The following is a 21,491-nucleotide window of genomic DNA, read 5'->3' as shown; positions in this document are numbered from 1 at the left end:
GCTCGCCTTCTTCATTTGCAAATTATACAACTTAGGGTCGGAAAGTAGGTTTTTCCGGCTCAGGGGTTACGCCTTTTAATTCGTTCAAGCCATCTTTCATGTTTTTTGACGCATTCTGCGCATCAGCAATAACCTGATCTTTTCCTTTCTCACTGCGTTTTTTCTCATCCGCCAGGTTTTTAAGCCCTTCACAATATTTTTTAACATCCGGATTATCTTTAAAATGTTTACTATAACACGATTGATCAGACCACCTGCCAACAAAATTATATTCATCTTTTACAACAAATCCAGTTCCGGCAGATATTTTAATGGCCTCTGCGCCAAAACGCATATTGGGAGTGTGCTTACCCAGGATCATCAAAGCGGTCCAGATATATTTTACTTCCTCTGTATTTTTTCCCCCTAAAACAATTGCATCTTTACCCGGCGGACCGTCAAGATTAGCAAGAATCTGGGTTGCTGCGGCCATGGCATATTTTACCCGCCCCGCTTTAGACTCCGGGAATTTAGCCAGAGTAAACGTCACACTTGGCTCAAAACGAGTTTTTCCGTCCTGGGTTTTCGCCTTGGCTTCGCCATGACGCTCTTCAATAAAGTAACCTACATCGGGTTTTGGCGGCTCATTCTGCTCCTGAATATCAGCGCATTTAATCGCGTATTCGCGAAAAAATCCGTCAGCAACATGGCTGCGCTCGCCATAACTGTAGCCTTTAGATGCCGCAGAACTATTAACCGCAAGGTTAGTCATGCCGCTTTGATCAACAACTTTGCCCTGCCAGGCCTTGTCAATATGGGCGTCTTTTTCACCTATTGGATAATCGTTAATGGTGCAATCAAAGCCGGTAAACGTCACATCCATACGATTATGATAAGCCTGCTCAACCAAATTCAGAATTCCGTGTTTTGCCAGCGGTGAATTGGTTTTATCAGGATTGCCATATAATTTGCGTTGCATTTTCTGGTAAAACGCCAGATTTTCTTCAACTGCAGCCAAGTGGCTTTCAATTTCTTTCTTATGTTTTTCCAGCGCCTTTAAATTTTCCTTATCAGTAATTGATGACCGATTTGATGGCAAACTGGCAAGCAAACCTTGTAGCGAGTTCTGCTGATACTGTAAATGATTTACAATAAGATCACACCCACCCGCAATTCTCTTGAAGTGATCGCGCACCTTGTTTGCATTATTTTTAGCGGTTCCCTGGAATCCGGGAGTAAGCCAAAGCATGTCATTGACAGCGCTTAAACGCTCAATTTCTTCAACAATCTGTTGGTGAACGGTTTCAAACTTGTCATAGTCGGTGATCAGAGTCTGCAATTTTTGTTTATCAGCCGCCAGTTGTGTTGAAAAATTGGCAATATAATCAGTCTGAGATTTGGTCTGTTTTAGCTGATTAAACAAATCAGTAGTCAATTTAGCTTGCCAACCCTCTGGCAACACCCTGACCAGCGCCTCCTTTTGATTGATCTTTGCAATACAATCCTGACGGTTTTTCTCGAGCATGGCGTCTTTAAAAGCAGTGAGACAGGCTGTGCTGAAAGAATCGTTTTTTGGTATTAGCAGTAAAAAGGCTTCCATTGCTTTTTTATCAACAGAATCAACCGCCGGGTTACGGTACGCGGTAAAAAGATCCTGATTAAATTGATGCTGCCGCTTCATTTCTTCAACAATATCGGCAGTAAATACCGCATTAAAATCCTGCGGATTTACTCCCAGCGCCCCACGTATTCTTTGCAATAATGAGGCATCAATCTCGTTAGCGGCAAGCAGCAGGTTATTAATGGTTTTTACCTTGTCTTCACTTAATGCGACTTGCGACAAATTGGTGGCCAGTACTTCAGCAAGCGTGCTGTTATAAAATTTCTGCACCAGTTGCTGCCTGGTCTGTTCTCGCTCTACCCCGCGCAACTCAGAACTGGGCACGCCGAGCATATCACGTAACTCCGTTACTGACTTTGCATTCACTAAAGCAGGAATAGCACGGGAATCAGCCAGAATTTTGCGTTGCTGGCTCAAATCCCTGCTTTTTAACACGCTTAATAATTCCTGGTGGCCGCCCGGCGCGAGCGATGCACTCTTAACCTGGGATTCCAGGCTGCGGCTGCACGCTGCTTTTTGTACCTGCTCCATGGTTGCAGAATTAACCCAGTCTCGTTGGTTAATCCCGAATTTACCCAGGGTTTCTTTAAATTTTTCTTCATTTCCCGCCGTTGCCAGCTCCTGCACCAACGCTGATTTTCCCGGTTCGCAATTATTAATCAGCATAGTTGTTACTTCAGCTTGCAACTTATGCTTGTCAGAGGCAGGCAAATTGTGGTTATCGCCGTTGATGTGGGCTATGAGTTGCTGATTACCCGCGGGGGTTGCCGGTTGAGCGGCGAGCGTCTGCAGAGCTTGGGCAGCAGCCATATGCTTTTTGAATTCTGCTGTAAAACTTTCATCAAATAACCCGGCAGCATTTTTATTGAGGTTAGCCTGCACCCAGGCTGCATCAGGATTCTGCGTTAAGGCCTCTGGCGCTACGTTTTTCAGATTTTGTCTGGCAAAACTGATTAAGGCCATCCTGCGCGCCGTTAGCACATTCTTGGGTGATGCAAAGTATTTTTGAATGTGCTCGTCGGTGATATGGTTTGGTAAAGGGTTTTGCTGATTATGAAACTGCCCTACAAAACGCTCTTTCAGTGTTTCTGGCGTGCCAGGCTCAATCAGTGCAGCCGCCTGATCGGCATTGGCTTGCAAAAGATGTAACTGGACATGCGCTATCGCAACAATATCAGCCCGGTTAGCGTCAGTCACCGCTTTGGTACGCAATTCATTGTTTTCGGCATCGGCAAAACCAGTCGCTTTATGGTTGCTTAAAGCCAGTGTCAGCATCTGAGTGTTTTTTGCGCCGGCAATTGCTTTTAATGCCGTGATATCTGTGGTTGCCGCAATAGCAAGCGACAATGCCCTTTGGGCAGCGCGGTTCTGCACAATTGCTTGATTGCGCTCGGTTAAAACCTCATCCAGAAACGTATCATTCTGACCAGGCCGCTTGAATGATGCCCGTAAATTGACAAGATTTTTTTCACGCCCTATGGCTTTAAGGGTATTTATGTCATTAATTGCAGCAGTGGCTCTTTCAAGGTATATATTCCCCAGCTGCGCTTTGGCTTCCTTTTTTTTGTTTTCATTTGTTAGTTCAGCAAAACCTTCCCCATTTAAAAAGGCATCAAAATCAATTAGATTATTAGCAAGTTGTTCATTCGTACGACCCTGGATTAATGTAGGGAGGCGGATAGTAAACTGACGCAACAAAATATCTTCTTTCACATTTGCCACAGTTACAGGAGTTACCATCTTGTCCGCAATGGGTTGGGCAATTCCTAAAGCCTGAATTTTCGCCGACAGATCACCTTCTTTCTCTTTCAAACGATTAAGCTTGTCCAAACTGCTTTGGTCTGCCGGCAGCTTATTTATTGTTTTTTGTAAGTGGAGAGTAATTGCCTGGCGTCTGATATTTTCGGCATATTCATTATCAATTACAGCAGTACTGGTATGGTTGCCTCCAATATCTTGAGCTTTAATGCCGCTTTTTGGAGTATTATCTATTAAGAATTTACGTAAATCATCGGGCACGTCTTTTTGAATAATATTGATAATATACGCATCATCTGCCGCTTTTAATGCAAGCATTGCCCTTTGTCTGGCAGCCACTCTAAGTAATGACTCAATTTTATCAGCCTCGCCATTACCGGCAGCGGTTAAAAAAGTATCATCATTTTTTATCGCTTCCGCATTAGGAGCCAAGGCAATTTTTGCATTTGTCCAGAACTTCGCTTGAGATTTCAATGCTTCCCGAAATTTAGGCAAGTCATTGCCTGCTGCTAACAGAGCATCCAGCGCCTGCAAAATATCGGCATCAGGGACTGCTTTTTCATTGATCGTGGTCAGGATCTGCAATAATTCATTGTTTTTGATGGTCATCAACCGCTCCGAACTGAACTTATACCTTTATTTTAAACAATAATTGTTAACTCTTCCTTAAAATCAGAGATATTTTTAATATCTTTGTGGCTCGTGTCGCCTGATGTATATAGCGGTGTAATTGAAGTTTATCCAGGTAGAAACTAAGTATTGGGCTTTGCAGCTCAACTTACGCTGGTTTATTCATTAGCCTGGATTTCCAAAATTCTTCTATAATTAAAAAGTAACATTGCAAATGAGGCTATAAAAATGATAATAAAAACAGGTATTGCTCTTGCATTATTACCAGTGCTGGCTTTTGCAGGCGGCTGTGTTACGCCTGAACCCAAAACCGGCAGGCCGCAGTATATTTGTATTGATGGGCGGATGCTGACTTGTCAGAATGAAGGGGTGGTCTGGCAATATCGCCGCGGTTGTTTTCCAAGCGTTGAGCCTTGCAAGGTTTATCAGGCAATGCAGTATGGCCGCTACTCAAACCAGAAAAACCTGATTGACGGCCAGATGCAATGCCGGCTTGATTACCCATTTATGCTTGGGGAGATGCAAACTCACTGACCAGCGGGTTTTGTATTGGAACCAGTAGGAATATCAATACAAATAGCCAGATCAGTACCATGACTATCCAGGTATGCTTATAGGGAACATAGGTTTTGCGTACCGAATAGTAATCCAGTGCAAACCCTGGCACTAAGGTCAATAACAGCAATAAAAGGATTTTAATTGTTGCCACTGAACCCGACTGATACGGTAACAGACTTGCCAGAACAGCAACGGCATTATCAATCATATTTTTTAAATAAACTGCACCAACCAAAATCCATAACTCATAACGGGCAACCACAATAGAAGCCAGGATTAAGGGCAGCAGCAGTCTTATCCAGAAAATTGAAAACAATTTCTTGGCCATATTGCTAAATTCTTGTGAAAAAAATACAAAAATTGAAGCCAATACTACTAAAAGCGCTAACGTATATAGCATAGATTTATCCTTTATCTTCAAGCTCTTCCCAGCGCTGATATAGCGCTGAAAGTGCCTGTTCATCGTCCTGTAATTGCCGATTATGTGCTGCCAGCGCCTTGGCATCCTGCTGATAAAAATCAGGTTGGGCCATCTGTAATTGCAAATCAGCAACCTTTTGTTCTAACTGCTCAATTTTCTGCGGCAACTGCGTAAGCTCGCGCTGCTCATTAAAACTTAGCTTATGGCTATTATTACGCTTTATCGGTTTTGGCGCTACAGCTGCCGCTTCGCGCTGCTGTTGCTGCTTTTTCTGATCCCGATAATCTTCATAACCGCCGACATATTCATTAAAGCGTCCTTCCCCTTCCCAAACTAGCACACTGGTAACCACCTGATTAATAAACGCCCGATCATGACTGATGAGAATCAATGTTCCAGGGTAATCAATCAGCATGGTTTCCAATAATTCCAGGGTTTCAATATCAAGATCGTTAGTGGGCTCATCCAATACCAGTAAATTTACCGGCCTGGCAAATAATTTAGCTAATAATAAGCGATTACGCTCCCCGCCTGACAGGGTTGCAACCGTTTGATTAAAACGCTCGGCAGGAAATAAAAACTCACGCAGATAAGTCGCGACATGTTTTTGCTTGCCATTAATAGTCACGTGATCGGCGCCGTCGGCTACATTAGCCATCACGGTTTGCTGCTCATCAAGCTGGCGGCGTAACTGATCAAAATAAGCTACGTCCAGCGCAGTTCCCTGCCGTACCGTACCCGATTCAGGTTGCAATTCCCCTAACAATAAGCGGATTAAGGTTGTTTTACCGCAACCATTTGGCCCAATAATACCCAGCTTATCACCGCGAGTAATTAATAAGGACAGGTCATTAATTAAATTTTTTCCCGGAACATTGTAACTGATTTTCTCAGCTTCAATTACCATCGCGCCAGAACGGGAAACATCAAGCGACATGGCCTGTACTTTACCTAACTGGTTACGCCGGGCTTTGTATTGCTCACGCATGGCTTTTAAGGCCCGCACCCGGCCTTCGTTACGGGTACGTCTTGCCTTGATCCCGGTTCTAATCCAGGCTTCTTCCTCACTGAGTTTTTTATCAAATAAATCATTATGCCGCTGCTCAGCCTCCCGCATTGCTTCACGGCGATCAAGATAGCTTTCGTAATCACAGTTGTGGACATAGAGTTTGCCGCGATCAATTTCAACAATGCAATTGGCTACCTGACTTAAGAATTCCCGGTCATGGGTAACCACCAGCAAGCTGCCATGGTAATTTTTAAGATAGGATTCAAGCCATTCGATGGCATTAACATCAAGGTGGTTAGTCGGCTCATCAAGCAATAACAGATCGGGGGCTGCAATCAGCGCCGCCGCCAGCAATACCCGCCGCTTCATCCCGCCTGAAAGACCTTTCATCTGCCCCTGGGTATCGATACCAAGGCGAGTTGCCATCATTTCTACTCGCGGCAGTAAATCCCAGGCATGCAGGTTATCCATTTTCTGCTGGCACAGAGCCAATGATTTGGTATCACCAGTTTGCGATAATTGCTGAAATTCAGCAAGGACTTCACCTGCTTCACCCAGTCCTTTTACCAGAAAATGATAAACCGATTCATTTTCCTCGTTAACCGGTACTTCCTGCATTAAACCGGCGATTTTCAAACCGCTCAATTTATTGATCTGCCCGCTGTCCGCGACCAGTTTTCCCTGCAATAAATTTAATAAGGATGATTTACCAGCGCCATTACGTCCAACCAGCGCGATTCGATCCTTAGGTTGAATCTGCCAATCCGCCTCATCCAGTAATCGATTGCCGGCAACATTCAGGGTGACATTATTTAAGGTAATAATACTCATAACTTAACTTCTATATTTATTAATTTTCAGATTATTTTTTTATCAGCAATTTGCCATCTTCCTGAGAGATAAGAAACTGGCTCAATACATTCATACCCAACAGGACGGTATTATCAGGAGTCGGGATTATCACCGCTTTGACATTGGTTAAATTAAAGTTTGCAAAGCGAAGACTGTTTAATCGGGTCAGATAGCCGGTTATATTACCGCTTGCCGTTTGTAATGTAGTTGGATAAAGCGACTGCAAACCCAGCTGATCAGCCAGCGCCTGCGGAACCGCCACCAGCGTTGCACCCGTATCAAGCATAAACTTCACCGGCACGCCGTTAATATTCCCCGGAACACGATAATGTCCATGCCTGTCGGCCTTAATAGTCAGGGAACCGCGTTGAATTTGATACTGCCCGTCTTCAGCCTTGCCATAATAATAAAAAAACAGCATCATGAGGCCAAAGAAAAAAATCCAGGCCACAAGATACATGGAACGTCCGCCTGAAGAGCCTGGATAATCAGTCACCCTGATTTAATACCATAATGCCTTCGATCTCTACCTGAGCGCCGCGTGGTAAAGCCGAAACGCCAACTGCCGCCCGAGCCGGAAAGGGTTCAGAAAAATATCGCGACATGGCTTCATTAATCAGAGGAAAATGGTTTAAATCAGTCAGGTAAACATTCAATTTGACTATTTTAGCCAGATTGCCGCCTGCCGCTTCGCAAACCGCGCTTAAATTGTCAAAAACCTGATTGATTTGCAGCCTGATTTCATCGCTGCATAATTGCATGGTCTGCGGATCAAGCGGAATCTGGCCTGATAAATAAACCGTGTCGCCGCAACGTACTGCCTGGCTATAAGTTCCGATTGCTGCAGGCGCCAAAGTCGTATTGATTGTTTGCATGGATTATTCCCCTTGTTTTTTACGATATAAGCGTAATACAACTTTATTCGCGCGTAAACGGCGCATTACCCGCGCCAAATGCACTCTGTCTCTTACACTAATCGAAAACGTGACCGAATTGTGGCGTCCATCCCGTGGATCGACATTAATATTTCCAATATTCGAATCCGCTTCGGCAATCGCAGTTGCAAGCGCAGCTAACACGCCGCGCTGATTGGCGACGTCCACCGTAATATCAACCCAGAATTCACCCTGAACCTGCTCATCCCAACGCAACGATACATATTGCTCAGGATTACTATGACGGCGGTTAATCTGGTTACAATCGCTGGCATGGACAATAATCCCCCTGCCCTGCTGGAACCGGCCAACAATTTTGTCGCCCGGTATGGGCTGGCAGCAATCGGCGAAATGCACCACCATCCCTTCGGTTCCCTTAATTGCCAGCGGACGGCTTTGATCCGCCTTATCAAGCTCATTGTTGTCAGGCGTTACTACCAGACGTTTGGCAATTACCATCGGCATCTGATTGCCGATACCCAAAGCATAAAGCAATTCATCGGCAGATTTATAATTCAAATCATGAAGCAGAGCTTTCAACGATTCAGGCGGCACTTTGGCATAATCGCTTGCAAGCTCGGCCAGCGCCTGCTCCAGCAAACGCCGGCCCAGAGCAATGGATTCCGCATGTTGCTGGCTTTTCAGAAAATGACGAATATTGCTGCGCGCCTTGCCGGTTACAACGAAATTCAGCCATGCCGGATTTGGATTGGCACTGGGTGCTGTAATAATTTCTACCGTCTGCCCGTTGGTCAACGGTATGCTAAGCGGAACCAGACGCCGGTTTACTTTGGCAGCAACGCAGCTATTACCGACATCAGAATGAACCGTATAGGCAAAATCAACGGGTGTCGCCCCTTTGGGCAGCTCCATAATATGTCCTTTAGGTGAAAAGACATAAATTTCATCAGGAATCAGATCTATTTTGACGTTTTCAATAAACTCGAGCGAATTACCCGTACTGCGCTGCATTTCAAGCAAGCGCTGCACCCATTCCCGGGCACGAAGCTGCGCTTCATTAACTTCCAGGCCTGAGGATTTATAAATCCAGTGAGCAGCAACCCCGTTATCAGCCACCTTGTCCATCTCACGGGTTCGGATCTGAACCTCAAGCGGCACGCCAAAGGGGCCAAATAACGTGGTATGCAAGGATTGGTAGCCATTGACCTTGGGGATACCGATATAATCCTTAAAGCGCTGAGGAACCGGCTTGTAGGTACGGTGCAATGCACCCATAACCCGATAGCAGGAATCAATATCTTCAGTAATGACCCTGAACGCGAACACATCGGTAATTTCAGCAAAAGACGCTTTTTTCTGACGCATTTTGCGATAAATACTGTATAAATGCTTCTGACGGCCAAAAACGTGCTCGTATGGAATAGCAAGCTGGTTTAGCGCCTGCTCCAGATCCTGCTCGATTTTTTTAGTTAGTTCATGGCGGTTGCCGCGTGATTTTTCCACAGCGGATCTAATGGCGCGGTAGCGCATTGGATATAATGCCTGAAAACCTAAGTCCTCAAGCCCCACATAAATCGCATGCATCCCCAGACGGTTAGCGATAGGGGCATAAATTTCAAGGGTTTCAATCGCGATACGGCGGCGTTTGGCGCCTGGCATGGCGCCAAGGGTGCGCATGTTATGGTAGCGGTCAGCCAGTTTGACAATAATGACCCGAATATCTTTAACCATCGCAAGAACCATCTTGCGAAAATTCTCAGCTTGCGCCTCGGCTCGGGATTCAAACTTGATTTTGGTAAGCTTGGTTACTCCATCAACCAACGCGGTTACTTCTTCGCCAAATTGCTGGGTTAAATCTTCTTTACTGATTGCCGTGTCTTCAACAACATCATGAAGCAAAGTTGCCATAATGGTCTGAAAATCAAGGCGCATGCGGGCAAGAATTAATGCCGCAGCAACAGGATGGGTAATATAAGGCTCGCCAGAACGGCGCATTTGACCTTTGTGTGCTTTCTCAGCAACCATATATGCCTGATAGCATTTGTCAATTTGCGCAGGTTCAAGATAGCGTTCAAGCTCTTCTTTCAACTCCGTAAAGTAGCCCACCCTATACTCCCTCGCTTTTTTTACAACTCAGTTACAGCTGCCTAAAGCCTCTGAATTATTAATCTTTTTCCAGAATTTCTGGAGTAATCAGGCCTTCGGCAATCTCACGAAGCGCAACGACTGTGGGTTTGTCATTTTCCCATTCCACCAGGGGTTGCTCACCGTGAACAGCAATTTCACGCGCGCGCTTGGCCGCGACCATTACCAGTTCAAACCGATTTGCCACATGTTCCAGACAATCTTCTACAGTTACACGTGCCATTTATGGCCCTCCTCTAAATAAATATAGGCAAAATATCTTATTTTAACTTTATGCCAGCAATAATGAAAGTAGTTTACCAATTTTAGTCGATTGCCGGCTGGTTTGCAGGCGATTGGCGATTACAATTGCCTGTAATTCCTCAGCTGCTTTGTCAAATTGGTCATTTACGATTAAATAATCAAACTCGACATAGTGGCTTAACTCATCCTGAGCCTTCTGCATTCGACTGGCTATTGTATCTTCATTATCCTGACGGCGATCGGTCAGACGCTGTTTTAAGGCGTCAAGTGATGGCGGAATAATAAAAATGCTGACAGCATGCGGAAAAAGGCCGCGGATTTGTTGGGCGCCTTGCCAGTCTATATCAAGCACTACATCAATCCCTTCCTGCAGCCTCTTTTCGATTTGGGCAACGGAAGTACCGTAATAATGGCCAAAGACCTGTGCATGCTCAATAAAGGCATTTTGCTCGATCATGGCAGTAAATTTTTGCTTATCGATAAAAAAATAATTAACGCCATCTTGTTCGCCAGGCCGGGCAACCCGGGTTGTATGCGAGACGGATACCTCGATTTTGTCCAGTGAGGCAACCAGATGTTTGACGAGGCTGGTTTTACCGCCACCTGATGGTGCGGCAACAATAAACAAGTTTCCTGTTGATGACTCTATCATGACATTACTCTATATTCTGAATTTGTTCGCGCATTTGCTCAATCAACACTTTCATTTCGACAGCATGGCGCGTTAACTCGACTGTATCTGATTTTGAACTGAGAGTATTGGCTTCTCTGTTCAGCTCCTGCATGAGAAAATCAAGCCGTCTTCCGACTGCTTCCTTACTTTGTATTGTCTGGGCGACCTCTTGCACATGCGTATTGAGGCGATCCAGCTCTTCGGTCACATCCAGTCTCGTTAATATGAGGGCAATTTCCTGTTCTATTCGCGCGCTATCAACATTAACAGCCAATTCATGCAGACGAGTCAAAAGCTTGTCCTGAACCTGGCCTGTCTGTTTTGCTGCGGTTGCATGCGCATTATCAATTTCATTTTGCAACAGGGTTAACCGCTTGGCAATATGTTGTTGCAGCGCTTGCCCTTCCCTGACCCGGACCTGCTGTAATTGCTCCAGAGCTCCCTGAAACTGTTTAATAACCGCCGCCGCGATTTCCTCCTGGTTGGTGCCGGCAACTTCAATCATTCCTGGCCACTGCAAAAGAGTATTAACCGAAACATCATTAGCAAGATGGTATCGGCCAGCAATTGTTTCTGCCGATTGCACTAACGCTGCCAGTAAAGGTTCATTAATAATCAGCTGCTGGCCAGTTGCAGCCTGCTCGGCTATTTTAAGCTGGCATTCGAGCTTTCCACGGCCAATTACAGATCGGGCAATGGTGCGTAATTCAGTTTCCAGAAATCGAAACGCTTCCGGTAGACGAAAAGACAATTCAAGATAGCGGTGATTTACAGATCTTATTTCCCAGCAGAGCTGAGTGCTATTAAATTCCCCTTGCACTCTGGCAAAGGCAGTCATGCTATAAGTCATATCGTAATATTCTATTTTAAATTTGGCCGACTATAAACCATATTGCCCTCTATCAGCAATGGCTTATTCTACATAGTCATAATTATGACTGGCCGATATAACCTTAAAACGCCATGCCAGCAAGACCACACTGACTAAAACCCCAATCCCCATGGACCACCATAACCATACGCCGCTGTAGTGAAAATAATGGAGGCCGCCATATCCAAGCGGCAGCGCAATGCCCCAGAAACTGAGCACTGATGCATAAAGGGTAAAGCGCGTATCTTTATAAGCCCGCAAAGCGCCAAACAAGGCAATCCTGATGGCTTCAAAAACCTGGAAAAAAGCCGCACCGATAAACAAGGATTTAATGTATACAATCAATCTCTGATTAGCTGCAGCTGAAACATCCAAATCAACGGCAATCAACCATTCAGGCGTAAACAGATAAAACAGATTAATCACTAAAATATAACCCAGCGCAATAATGCCGCCCAAATACCCGACAGTTCTTGCAGCCTTCATGTTTCTCTCACCAAGCAGATGACTCATTCTAACAGTAATTGCCTGCGCAATTGAGAATACTACTCCAGTTAAGGAGCCCATATATTGCATCACAATCTGGTTTGCAGCCATCCATAACGGGCTTATCGTTCCCATCATTAATGTCAGCGCCAGGAAATAAGCGACCTCAAAACAATACATTATCCCCATAGGGATACCCACTCGAACCAGCTCGCCTACATAGGATTTACCTTGCAGTGAAAACAGGTTTTTACAGTAACCCCGGTATATTTTACGTCCAAAAACAAATGCAGCCAGAATAATGACTGCGAGAAAATTGCCAATTGATGTTCCCCAGCCTGCGCCGGCTATTCCCAGCTTTGGGAAACCAAATTTTCCGAAAATTAATAAATAGCTGGCGATAATATTAAAAACCACAGCCAGTAAATTAAAAATCAAGGTTTCACGTGCCTGTGCTATACCAATGAGTAATTCAAGAAAAACTATTAACAGAATATTGGCAGTAACACCCCAGGCCAAAGGATGTAAATACGCGGTGGCCAGAGTCACAATTTCTGCTGACTGACCAAACAGCAAAAATACCGGCGCAATATTCCATAGCAAAATGACGGATGGAATAGAAATTAAAAACGCCAGAATAAACCCATCCCGAAACACATAAGAAATACCTGTCTGATCGCCTGCGCCATGCTTGTGAGCTACTAAAATATTAATTGAACTCATCGTTCCAAAAGCAATGACTATCAAAATTCCATATAGCCAGCTGGCCAACGCTCCGGCAGCCAGAATATTTTCGCCCAATCTTGCCAAAAACGCCGTCTCAATGAAAAAAGGCGCAGACTGTGCTATGCCTGTCAGTACCAGCGGCAAAACCAGTGTCAATAATGGTCTAAGTTCAACCTTGAAGCGCGATATAGTCATAATTAGTGATCTTTTATAAATTAACAATAAGATTATACATTAGCTATTAGGGAATAGCAGTGATGTTTACAAAAGGATTAAAGGGATGTTGGGCTTTACAGCCCAACCTACGCTTTTTAATTGATATATTTAAACCACCGTAGATTGGGCTGTAAAGCCCAACACTCGCTTTCTCAAAATGTCAAGACTGTTTTTTTAGTTTTTATTTGTTAGAATCCCCAGCCGCACTCTCTCTATAACACAGATCATTTCTCCTGTGGATAACTACCCTTCAAAATAATTAATCATCCTCATCCAATTTCTATTGACTTTTATCAACCCCTTGATTTTATTTGGTTTTCATAAAATTGGCATTTTCTCATTATCCACAAAATCTGTGGATAAGTCTGTGCACAGAATGAGGGAAAGCATATACAATCAGGCTTGAGGTAGATTGATCGAGAAAATGCCAACCTGCTTCTCCCAGGCAAGGGTGTTATTTTATTTCTGATAAGGGCTCTTTTGGAACGACAAGCCACATAATCAGGTATACTAAAATAGCGCAGCCGCCTAATAATAAGAAAAGGATAAACAGTATTCGTACCCAGCTCGGGTCCATTTCGAAATAAGTTGCCAGACCGCCGCAGACTCCTGCAATCATGCGATCAGTTCGCGAGCGGTATAAACGTTTGCCAGACTTTGATAATTGCTTCATATTTTATAATCATCCTCAGAGTGAATAGTGGGCTCAACAAGATTATCTCTCTCATTCAAGTAAAGCATAAATTTAAAATATTAATGCAGATACATTTCTGGTCAAGAATTGTTTTTTTATTTTTATCTGTTATCATCCGCATCCGCAAAGTAAAAAGCGCACTTTTCCCTTCTGTGGATAACTTATAAAATTTCAAATTCTTTTTTCACACCCATCTATCCAATAATGTATAATTCCTTTGTTTTATAAGGATTTTATTAAACTATCAGCTTTTTGTTATCCACAAATTCTGTGGATAACATTGTGTATAGGCTATGGAAACAATGATGGTGTCATCCCCGCGGAGGCAGGAATGACAAACTCTTTTCTATTCAACAAATCAGAATAGTGAAGTGGGTGAGGGAGAACTACCAACAGGCACCAGAATTTTGCGCGGCGATATTTTACCTGGAGATAAAAAGGTATGAACCAATACAGCATCCAGCTCTATTGGTTTTTGCGGTGTTCTGGGACTCTTGCATTCGGAAATTATCTGCTGCAATTTATCGACCAGCTTATCAGTCTCTGGCTCTTGTGCCATCGACAAAAGAGAATCAATATGAATAATAAAAGACCAATAATCTTTTGTTTGATTTAATTCAGTGAAGTAGTTTTCAAGCAATTCCTTATTTTTTAACATAATTAATAAGGAGGCAAGCTTGACGTGTTCGCTTGCCCGAAAAACAAAGGCAAAATACATTTCACTCGCCATACCAGCCGCATGCAGCATGGGAATTGCATCCATTGCCTTTTTGAAGTGTAGAGTACTGTTAGCCAGATAGCTCAATTCCAACTCGTTTAATTGCTTATCTAACTCCAATTGAGTGAGCGAATTGACTATTGTTGTGACGCCTTCGGATGAACCCAGCAAGTGAATATTACGCGCTACAACACTAAGAACCTGCTTATCTCTTTGCCCATTGAGAATCTGGGATTGCTTTAGCAATTTCAAAGTTTGCAGGTGCCGTTGGCTGCATTCATAGTATTTTATAACATTTACCAGAATATCTGCCGTCAGCAGATTATCCTTTTTTAATTCATTAATAATATTTTGAATAATATCGGGCTTACATTGCGTGTTTTCAATTTCAGAGAGCAGAACCGTATTATCACGTATCTCAACTGGTAAATTGCATAGAATTTCAGCAAAATCCCTGCTTTCATTTTGAGGATGTTTTTTTACCGCTTGCCAGTGCGCATCAAGAGTTAAGTCATTGTCATACAGTTTTTGAGCTGTTTCATAACTTGCAGTACAATACTCTCCCTCCCATAACTGTTGTTTAATATTATCAAAAACTTCTTTGATTTCAGTTCTGGGTACGGGCTCTTTCGCATAAAGAATTTTGCCAAGCTCATATTCCTGAGAAAAAGTTAAATGAGATTCATTAGTATCAGGGGTTGGTGAATTATCCTCAACAAATTTCCTTAATTTTTCCATAGGCACAGTTGAGCCAAAAATAACTCTTAGAAATTGACTGTCAGTTTTTGTTTTATAAGACTTATCATAAATAGCAATAATTTGCTTCAAGGTTGCAAAGTTCATGGTATAGACTCCTTTCTATAAACCCCCTCTATTTAATACCACTAGATAAAATTTGTCCACCAAATTGTTTTTCCTTAAAACAGATAAATTACTACAACTTATTCCACAGCTAATTCAACTTCAGGGCTGGGGCAATTCCAGCGTTTCACACATCCGACTTCAATATCAAAAAGATCCAGAATTCTGCCCACCGTATGGTTTATTATATCGTCCAGAGTTTCAGGCTGATTATAAAAAGCAGGTGTAGGCGGGGCGATAATAGCGCCGGCTTCGGTAACCCGCTTCATATTCTCGATATGAATTAAATGCAGCGGTGTTTCACGGGGCATTAATACCAGGCGGCGGCGTTCTTTCAGCACCACATCCGCAGCTCTTGTCAGCAGATTGGATGTGGTTCCACAAGCAATATCAGCAAGGGTACGCATTGAGCAGGGAGCAATAATCATCCCTGCAGTTTTAAATGAACCACTGGCAATAGAGGCGGCTATATCATTAATATTGTAGGTATTATCGGCCAATGCAGATAACTGTGCAGCCGATAATTCAGTTTCATAAGTACGGGTTTGTTGCGCTGCTTTTGACATCACCAGATGAGTTTCGTATTCCGTATTTTTTAACAGTTGAAGCAAGCGAATTCCGTAAATAATTCCTGATGCCCCGCTTATACCAATAATAAGCCGTTTTTTTGCCCTGATCTGATTCATTTTTTCCCTTATGATTTTTTTGTATCGGCAAACGTATATTTAAACCAGGGCGACTCATCCTGACGTTCCAATTGGTGCCGAATTGCGCCAAATGCCTGATAGATTAAAAAGTAAGGTTGCCCATGATATTGCTGCAGAATGTCCTTCCAGGAACGGGGTTCTTGCTGAATAAATTCAGTCATTGCTCTGGTCAGCTCATCTAAAGACATTGCCGTGACTGCCGGCGGCGCACCCAAATTGCAGATTGAACTGGGATCAAAGCTGCAGGGATCAAAACCTCCGACTAATGGAATTGTACAATCCAATCCCAGTTTGGAGGCGCTAATCGGCGGCGTATCGCTGCCGACTGTCGGATCAACCGTCATGGTATTTCCGCCCGGCATTATTAAGGTATCTCTGTGCGGCATATATCGGAACGCCATCGCCCACAGCACCGCACTGTCGTTCCAGATATCCACATCGCCATCAAATACCATTGCTACTTTAGGGAGAGCAAGCCGTGAGCAGCTTAACATGACTGCAAGCGCTTGCATGCCATCACCGCCGCCTACTGTGTTTATTTTTGCGTAAGCAATATTTGACAATCCGCCAGCAGGCGCTCGGACCTCAAGCACGTCAATACCAGATCGTTTCAGAGCCTGGAAAATATCTGCTTCAAGCGCCGGTAACTGCAGCATATTATCGGTATACCAGGGATGACTGCCGCCAATTGTGGCGTGCTGATAAATGGCGCCTTTACGATGGGTAATGCAGTGTACTTTAAATATTGGATTCTGTTTTAACCCGCCGCCATACATACCGGTAAATTCACCATATGGCCCTTCATCATGGGTCCAGCCTTCAGTGGCTAATAATTCCCCTTCCAAAACAATTTCCGCATGGGCAGGTACATATAAATCAATTGTCTCACAGCGAACAAGTTTGGCAGGTTCACCATAAATTCCGCCCAGCACATCCCAATCGTCCACATCAGACGGCACCGAAGTCAAGGCTGCAATTTTATCCATCAGATTACCGCCAATCACAATCGCCATTGGCAGATTTTTACCATTTTTTTGCGCTTTTAAAGCGTTGAGACGCTGACGATGCGAAGAGCACGTCATATCCAGACTTTTTTCATTTTTGGTGCGGAACATACTGCGGTAGATGCCCCAGTCTGTAATTCCGGTATCCGGATCTTTACTGATTACCAGATTATCGTTGGTATAAGCATGACCATCGCGTTCATGGTGCAGAAAAAGCGGCAGTTTAGTGAGATCCACTTCATCGCCTTTAAGAATAACCTCTTTGCATGGCGCATCCTTAACGTAAACAGGAGGGATTCTCCTTGTAGCGAGCTCGGTTATTTTTGCTCCTGTTTCATTCTTTTTACAATCCAGAGCCCAGGCATACATATCCTGATTTGAATAAGCATTCGCCAAAAACTGAAAATCACAGTCTTTAATTTTTTCTACTAACACCGCTTTTAATGGATTAGCTTCCATAATACCCGGCAGTTCATCAACATGTTTTTCTTCGCTAATCCGGACAAGAAAACCCGCCGCATCCAAATCATTTACAAATTGCTCAAGGCTTTTCTGGGACATTTTCGTTATCCTCATTGATTAAAAAGCAGGCATGGAGACATCCGTTTCCACATAGTTTTTCAAATGATGCAGCAAAATTCCCCACAGCGTATTGCATTTTTTGTAGTTGCCTTGAGTATGCGGCCAATCCGTATGACTACACTCGACTAATGCGCGTCCATCTTTTGTTTTGGAAATTGAATAAGCGACTTTGGTTCCCACTGAATCGCCCGGCCCTTGCACGCATTCCCATTCTAAACGGTGATTGGGATCCAGATCGGTTACCTTCCATACAAAAATCGGTTTGTCTTTACCTTTAAGAGTCAGGTTATGATTAAGTTTGTGTTCGCCTTCAATGACCGCCGTATGCCAACTGCGCAAGCCATCCAGGCTGCTCAATGCCTTATATATTTTTTCTGCAGGCGCGTTAATGGTTATTTCATGCTCTATCATTGCCATTTTTATCTTTCCTTATCTAAAAATTCAGCTAATTCTGGAAAATTATAGCTTTCCCAGCCTGGTATTTCAGCGACCTTAAAATAAAGTCCTTGCCCGGCCGCTGTTTCCTCCGTTTGATTCGAATCTCCTGAACTCACTCTTGCCCCTACCGGATAAGTCGCGTCTATCCCTATTGCCGATCCCAGGCGCTGATCAAGCGGTATTGCGTCCGAAACAGAGGGATCAAGAGGTCCGGCAGGTACATTTTCTATCAGTGTCACATCTTCCGCCGGCTGCATACGAAATGCCAGCGCCCACTCCACCTGGGCGGGATCCTGTACATCAATATCTGTATTCACCACAATCACTAACTTGGGGCGCATATTAGAAGCAATGGCAGCCAGCATTGCCTGACGCGCCTCGCCTGAAAAACGCGGTTCCATAGCAATCACAATATAAAAAGATACGCCGCCGGAAGGAGGAATTGCTACCTTTTGGATTGTTGGAAATAGCTGCTTCATCCGTTGATAAAACGATGCCTCAAAAGGCAATTGCTTTAAAATATGATTTTCAGTGGGTGGTACACCCGTTAACAAGGCTTGAAAGATTGGATTATTACGGTGAGTTATCGCCCTTACCGTGGCAACGGGTTTATTCGAACCAGGCGTATAATAACCGGTATATTCACCTAACGGCCCTTCAAACACTGTTTGCGCAAGATCAATACTGATTTCAATCACAAATTCCGCATGTGCCGGCACTTGTAAATCAATAGTTTTACACTTAACCAATTCGACAGCTTTTTGCCGTAAACCGCCAACAAATGCAAAATCATCGGTATCTTCCGATACTTGAAACTGGCAACCATACACCATCAACGGATCAACCGCGATCACCAACGCTGCCTCATAGTGCGTTTTACCCATTTTCAGGATTTTGGCAATATGTTTACCAAAACGGTGATTAGGCTGGGCCAGAAAGGAAAGCGTATTTTTTGAAATGACCTGAAAACGGTAGTTACCCATATCAGTAATCCCGGTTTCAGGATCCTTGCTCACTACAATTGCAGAAGTAATATAAGCGCCGCCATCTCCTGGACTATATTGAGGAACAGGCAGTTTGGCCAAATCAACGTCTTCTCTATGGATAATATTTTCATGAACTGGCGCGTTTTCTATTAAGATCGGCGCAATAGGCTTTGCTAACCCTTGCAAAATCCTGGAAAATACGTTTTCCTCAGTGGCTTCAAATGCAAGCAACGCTTTTTTTCTGGAGTTATAAATCCCTCCAACCAGCGAATAGGGGGTTCCATTATTCTCAAACAAAATCGCCGGGCCTGAAACAGCGGCTGATTTCTGCATTGCCTGCCCTATTTCAAATGCCAGCTCAACTTTACGCGATACCGTAATTAATTCATTTTCTTCGCGCAACCTGTCAAGAAAATCGCGTAAGTCATTGTACGGCATATAAAAAATCCTTTTTTATTTAACATCAGCGTTTATCAATTTAAGCCTCTGCAACAATATCTGTCAAATTAAATGTAATTTCCTTATGGCTTTGGCACAGCATATGTAGCCTTGCCTGCAGGTTGCTGTAAAGCTCGACACGGAATTCTGCGCCGACCACAACCTTTTTTGCCTGCAAGTTCAGTGCAAGTAAGCCCCTTCCTTTAGAGGTTTTTTGCAAACACGCATGAAGTCATCCTGACGCTCCCAGATGCCATCCCTGGCATCTGAGGGTTTGCAAAAAACCTCTAAAGGAAGGGGCTTACTGCAAAGACGGGCGTTTATCTTAATAAATCTTGAAAATTGAATATCATGATTAGGCATTTAATTCACAAAAAAATAAATTATTGTATTTTCTTCTGATAGAATATGCACTAAGCAGGCTACCAATATCAGGAGAACTATGAAAACACTACTTGAACAAGATAACCCCCTATTAAGAGGAATAGCTGAACCCGTTTCTTCTGCTGAATTTGGCAGCGACTGGTTAAAAGAGCTTGCCAATGAATTAATTACTATTATGCAAAAAGAAAATGCTGTGGGTGTAGCCGCTCCGCAGATAGGAATCAACAAACGTATTATTGTATTCGGCACAGACTATACCCAAAGCAGAAAAGTGGATCATCCAATTCCTGATACAGTATTAATTAACCCGGCCTTCAAAAAACTGTCTGACGAAATTGAAACAGGGTATGAAGGCTGTCTTAACTGCGGCGACATAATGGGCGAAGTAACCAGGCTGCTTGAAATTGAATACAGTGGTTATGATCTTGAAGGCAATTTAATTACTAAAAAGGCCAACGGCCTTGAAGCCCGCATCATACAGCATGAAGTCGATCACCTTGATGGCATTTTGTTTATTGATCGGGTAGAAAACAAGGATAGCTTCACCACGAAAACTGAATTACGCAGCAAATAATAGATTTAAATTTCAAACAAATTTAATCTAATGCTATTCTCCCTCGTCCTAAAATTTCCATAAGGTATTAATTTAGTTAATACTTTTTATCCTCCCCATAACTTGGTGCCGGATAATTTTTGTAGGTTGGGTCGTCTGACCCAACATTACCAATCTTCAATCACTTTTCAGACTTGGGTACTTGATAAAAAGGCTTGTTGATTAGGTAGCGTTTTCCGCTCGTCTTGAGCTTCGGAATTGTCCGCCCTCGGCAGGACTTGGCCAAATAGAACGTGAAACCCAGAAAGTCAAATGAACCTTGTTTGGTTCCGTGGCGTTGCTTCCTCTTCGAAAATGGAACCATTTTCATTTTCTCTTCATTGAGGTTGAGACGGTATTTGGATAGCCGTTTACCAAGTACGTTTCTCAGTCGTTGTGCGTCTGTTTCGTATTGGCAACAGATGACCAGATCGTCGGCATATCGGAATACCTTTACCTTACCTCGCATCAGCGGGATTACAGTTTCCTCCAGCCATTCATCCAGAACATAGTGAGCAACGATGTTTAGCGATTTAAAAGACATGTTAAAAGGGGTTAAAATGAATGTCTATCAATTTATAAATTAGGAGACAATAAGCTTTTGCTATAATTGGGAGTAGTGCTATAAATTAAAATGGAATTTTTATGACTGTGCCCCTACCTCCAGACTTAATCAATCAACTTTTTGAGAACTCGAAAAAAACAAACGATTATGATGAGCTTTTTTATGAATGGTATAGACATGTAGCTATCTTTGTTAATTTTATTGGTTCATTAGACCCCATGTCTCCAGCATTTAAAGAATATCAAAAGTTTGAATCGGCAGTATTTATAGGACTGCTAAACCGATGCGTAAGATTGATGTTGTCAAATATGAAATTATCAGAAAATGGAGTATTTGGTGAAACAACCATGCTTATTGATCGCTGTATCCTAGTACTATTTCCATTTAATTTTGACATGTAGCATTGTCTAATGTATTTACAGATTAAATTTATTTAAG

At 43.3% G+C, this 21,491-nt stretch carries 20 protein-coding genes; 3 read left to right on the top strand and 17 right to left on the bottom strand.

The window, feature by feature from the left end; genetic code table 11:
- Window positions 1-31: 31 nt before the first annotated feature.
- Window positions 32-3,967 carry a hypothetical protein gene (locus tag ACFORL_RS03480; RefSeq protein ID WP_382341159.1) on the bottom strand — a complete coding sequence of 1,312 codons (3,936 nt, stop codon included), beginning with the start codon at window positions 3,965-3,967 and terminating at the stop codon, window positions 32-34.
- A 249-nt stretch (window positions 3,968-4,216) separates the two neighbouring features.
- Between ACFORL_RS03480 and ACFORL_RS03475 the strand changes: the two genes are divergently transcribed.
- On the top strand, window positions 4,217-4,522 hold the full coding sequence (locus ACFORL_RS03475; protein ID WP_382341157.1) for a hypothetical protein: 306 nt from the start codon (window positions 4,217-4,219) through the stop codon (window positions 4,520-4,522).
- Here ACFORL_RS03475 and ACFORL_RS03470 read toward each other — a convergent pair.
- The 15 genes from ACFORL_RS03470 to ACFORL_RS03400 all read right to left on the bottom strand — a co-directional run bounded on the left by ACFORL_RS03470 (window position 4,494) and on the right by ACFORL_RS03400 (window position 19,512).
- Entirely contained in the window at window positions 4,494-4,946 is a 453-nt protein-coding gene (locus ACFORL_RS03470; RefSeq protein WP_382341155.1) for a hypothetical protein, read from the bottom strand. The genes ACFORL_RS03475 and ACFORL_RS03470 overlap by 29 nt on opposite strands.
- A gap of 4 nt (window positions 4,947-4,950) precedes the next feature.
- The gene (locus tag ACFORL_RS03465) at window positions 4,951-6,807 is read right to left on the bottom strand and encodes an ATP-binding cassette domain-containing protein (protein ID WP_382341154.1); all 1,857 of its coding nucleotides are present in this window, start codon (window positions 6,805-6,807) and stop codon (window positions 4,951-4,953) included.
- Between the two features lie 31 nt (window positions 6,808-6,838).
- On the bottom strand, window positions 6,839-7,324 hold the full coding sequence (locus ACFORL_RS03460) for a retropepsin-like aspartic protease family protein (RefSeq protein WP_382341152.1): 486 nt from the start codon (window positions 7,322-7,324) through the stop codon (window positions 6,839-6,841).
- On the bottom strand, window positions 7,317-7,703 hold the full coding sequence (locus ACFORL_RS03455) for a RidA family protein (RefSeq protein WP_382341150.1): 387 nt from the start codon (window positions 7,701-7,703) through the stop codon (window positions 7,317-7,319). The genes ACFORL_RS03460 and ACFORL_RS03455 overlap by 8 nt, the downstream gene beginning before the upstream one ends.
- Window positions 7,704-7,706: 3 nt before the next feature.
- Window positions 7,707-9,830: a bifunctional GTP diphosphokinase/guanosine-3',5'-bis pyrophosphate 3'-pyrophosphohydrolase gene (gene spoT, locus ACFORL_RS03450; RefSeq protein ID WP_382341148.1), complete on the bottom strand. Its 2,124-nt coding sequence runs from the start codon at window positions 9,828-9,830 to the stop codon at window positions 7,707-7,709.
- 58 nt (window positions 9,831-9,888) lie between these two features.
- Entirely contained in the window at window positions 9,889-10,092 is a 204-nt protein-coding gene (rpoZ, locus tag ACFORL_RS03445) for a DNA-directed RNA polymerase subunit omega (RefSeq protein WP_382341146.1), read from the bottom strand.
- Between the two features lie 48 nt (window positions 10,093-10,140).
- The gene (gene gmk / locus ACFORL_RS03440; protein ID WP_449280256.1) at window positions 10,141-10,764 is read right to left on the bottom strand and encodes a guanylate kinase; all 624 of its coding nucleotides are present in this window, start codon (window positions 10,762-10,764) and stop codon (window positions 10,141-10,143) included.
- Between the two features lie 4 nt (window positions 10,765-10,768).
- A complete protein-coding gene (locus ACFORL_RS03435) occupies window positions 10,769-11,635 on the bottom strand; it encodes a YicC/YloC family endoribonuclease (RefSeq protein ID WP_382341144.1) in 867 nt (288 codons plus the stop codon).
- Between the two features lie 63 nt (window positions 11,636-11,698).
- The gene (locus tag ACFORL_RS03430; RefSeq protein ID WP_382341142.1) at window positions 11,699-13,063 is read right to left on the bottom strand and encodes an MATE family efflux transporter; all 1,365 of its coding nucleotides are present in this window, start codon (window positions 13,061-13,063) and stop codon (window positions 11,699-11,701) included.
- Between the two features lie 475 nt (window positions 13,064-13,538).
- The gene (locus ACFORL_RS03425) at window positions 13,539-13,757 is read right to left on the bottom strand and encodes a PspC domain-containing protein (RefSeq protein WP_382341140.1); all 219 of its coding nucleotides are present in this window, start codon (window positions 13,755-13,757) and stop codon (window positions 13,539-13,541) included.
- 379 nt (window positions 13,758-14,136) lie between these two features.
- Window positions 14,137-15,339, bottom strand: a complete 1,203-nt coding sequence (locus tag ACFORL_RS03420; RefSeq protein WP_382341138.1) for a hypothetical protein — start codon at window positions 15,337-15,339, stop codon at window positions 14,137-14,139.
- A gap of 98 nt (window positions 15,340-15,437) precedes the next feature.
- Complete coding sequence (locus tag ACFORL_RS03415; RefSeq protein WP_449280257.1) at window positions 15,438-16,034, bottom strand: UbiX family flavin prenyltransferase; 597 nt, start codon at window positions 16,032-16,034, stop codon at window positions 15,438-15,440.
- 17 nt (window positions 16,035-16,051) lie between these two features.
- The gene (locus tag ACFORL_RS03410) at window positions 16,052-17,629 is read right to left on the bottom strand and encodes a UbiD family decarboxylase (RefSeq protein WP_382341134.1); all 1,578 of its coding nucleotides are present in this window, start codon (window positions 17,627-17,629) and stop codon (window positions 16,052-16,054) included.
- Window positions 17,630-17,647: 18 nt separating this feature from the next.
- The gene (locus tag ACFORL_RS03405; protein WP_382341132.1) at window positions 17,648-18,067 is read right to left on the bottom strand and encodes an SRPBCC family protein; all 420 of its coding nucleotides are present in this window, start codon (window positions 18,065-18,067) and stop codon (window positions 17,648-17,650) included.
- Between the two features lie 2 nt (window positions 18,068-18,069).
- Window positions 18,070-19,512 (bottom strand): UbiD family decarboxylase, encoded by a 1,443-nt coding sequence (locus ACFORL_RS03400; RefSeq protein ID WP_382341130.1) that lies wholly within the window; start codon window positions 19,510-19,512, stop codon window positions 18,070-18,072.
- Between the two features lie 442 nt (window positions 19,513-19,954).
- On the opposite strand from ACFORL_RS03400, the gene def reads away from it, so the two are divergent.
- Entirely contained in the window at window positions 19,955-20,470 is a 516-nt protein-coding gene (gene def, locus ACFORL_RS03395) for a peptide deformylase (protein WP_382341128.1), read from the top strand.
- Window positions 20,471-20,630: 160 nt separating this feature from the next.
- Here def and ACFORL_RS03390 read toward each other — a convergent pair whose 3' ends face one another.
- Window positions 20,631-21,032: a reverse transcriptase domain-containing protein gene (locus tag ACFORL_RS03390; protein WP_382341126.1), complete on the bottom strand. Its 402-nt coding sequence runs from the start codon at window positions 21,030-21,032 to the stop codon at window positions 20,631-20,633.
- 101 nt (window positions 21,033-21,133) lie between these two features.
- Here ACFORL_RS03390 and ACFORL_RS03385 point away from each other — a divergent pair, with 101 nt between their 5' ends.
- On the top strand, window positions 21,134-21,454 hold the full coding sequence (locus ACFORL_RS03385; RefSeq protein WP_382341124.1) for a hypothetical protein: 321 nt from the start codon (window positions 21,134-21,136) through the stop codon (window positions 21,452-21,454).
- The last annotated feature ends 37 nt before the right edge of the window (window positions 21,455-21,491 follow it).

The organism is Legionella dresdenensis, assembly GCF_042649825.1.
Lineage (GTDB): Bacteria > Pseudomonadota > Gammaproteobacteria > Legionellales > Legionellaceae > Legionella_C > Legionella_C dresdenensis.
Note: the sequence above shows the minus strand (reverse complement) of the source record. Positions and strands in the feature narration are given on the sequence as shown.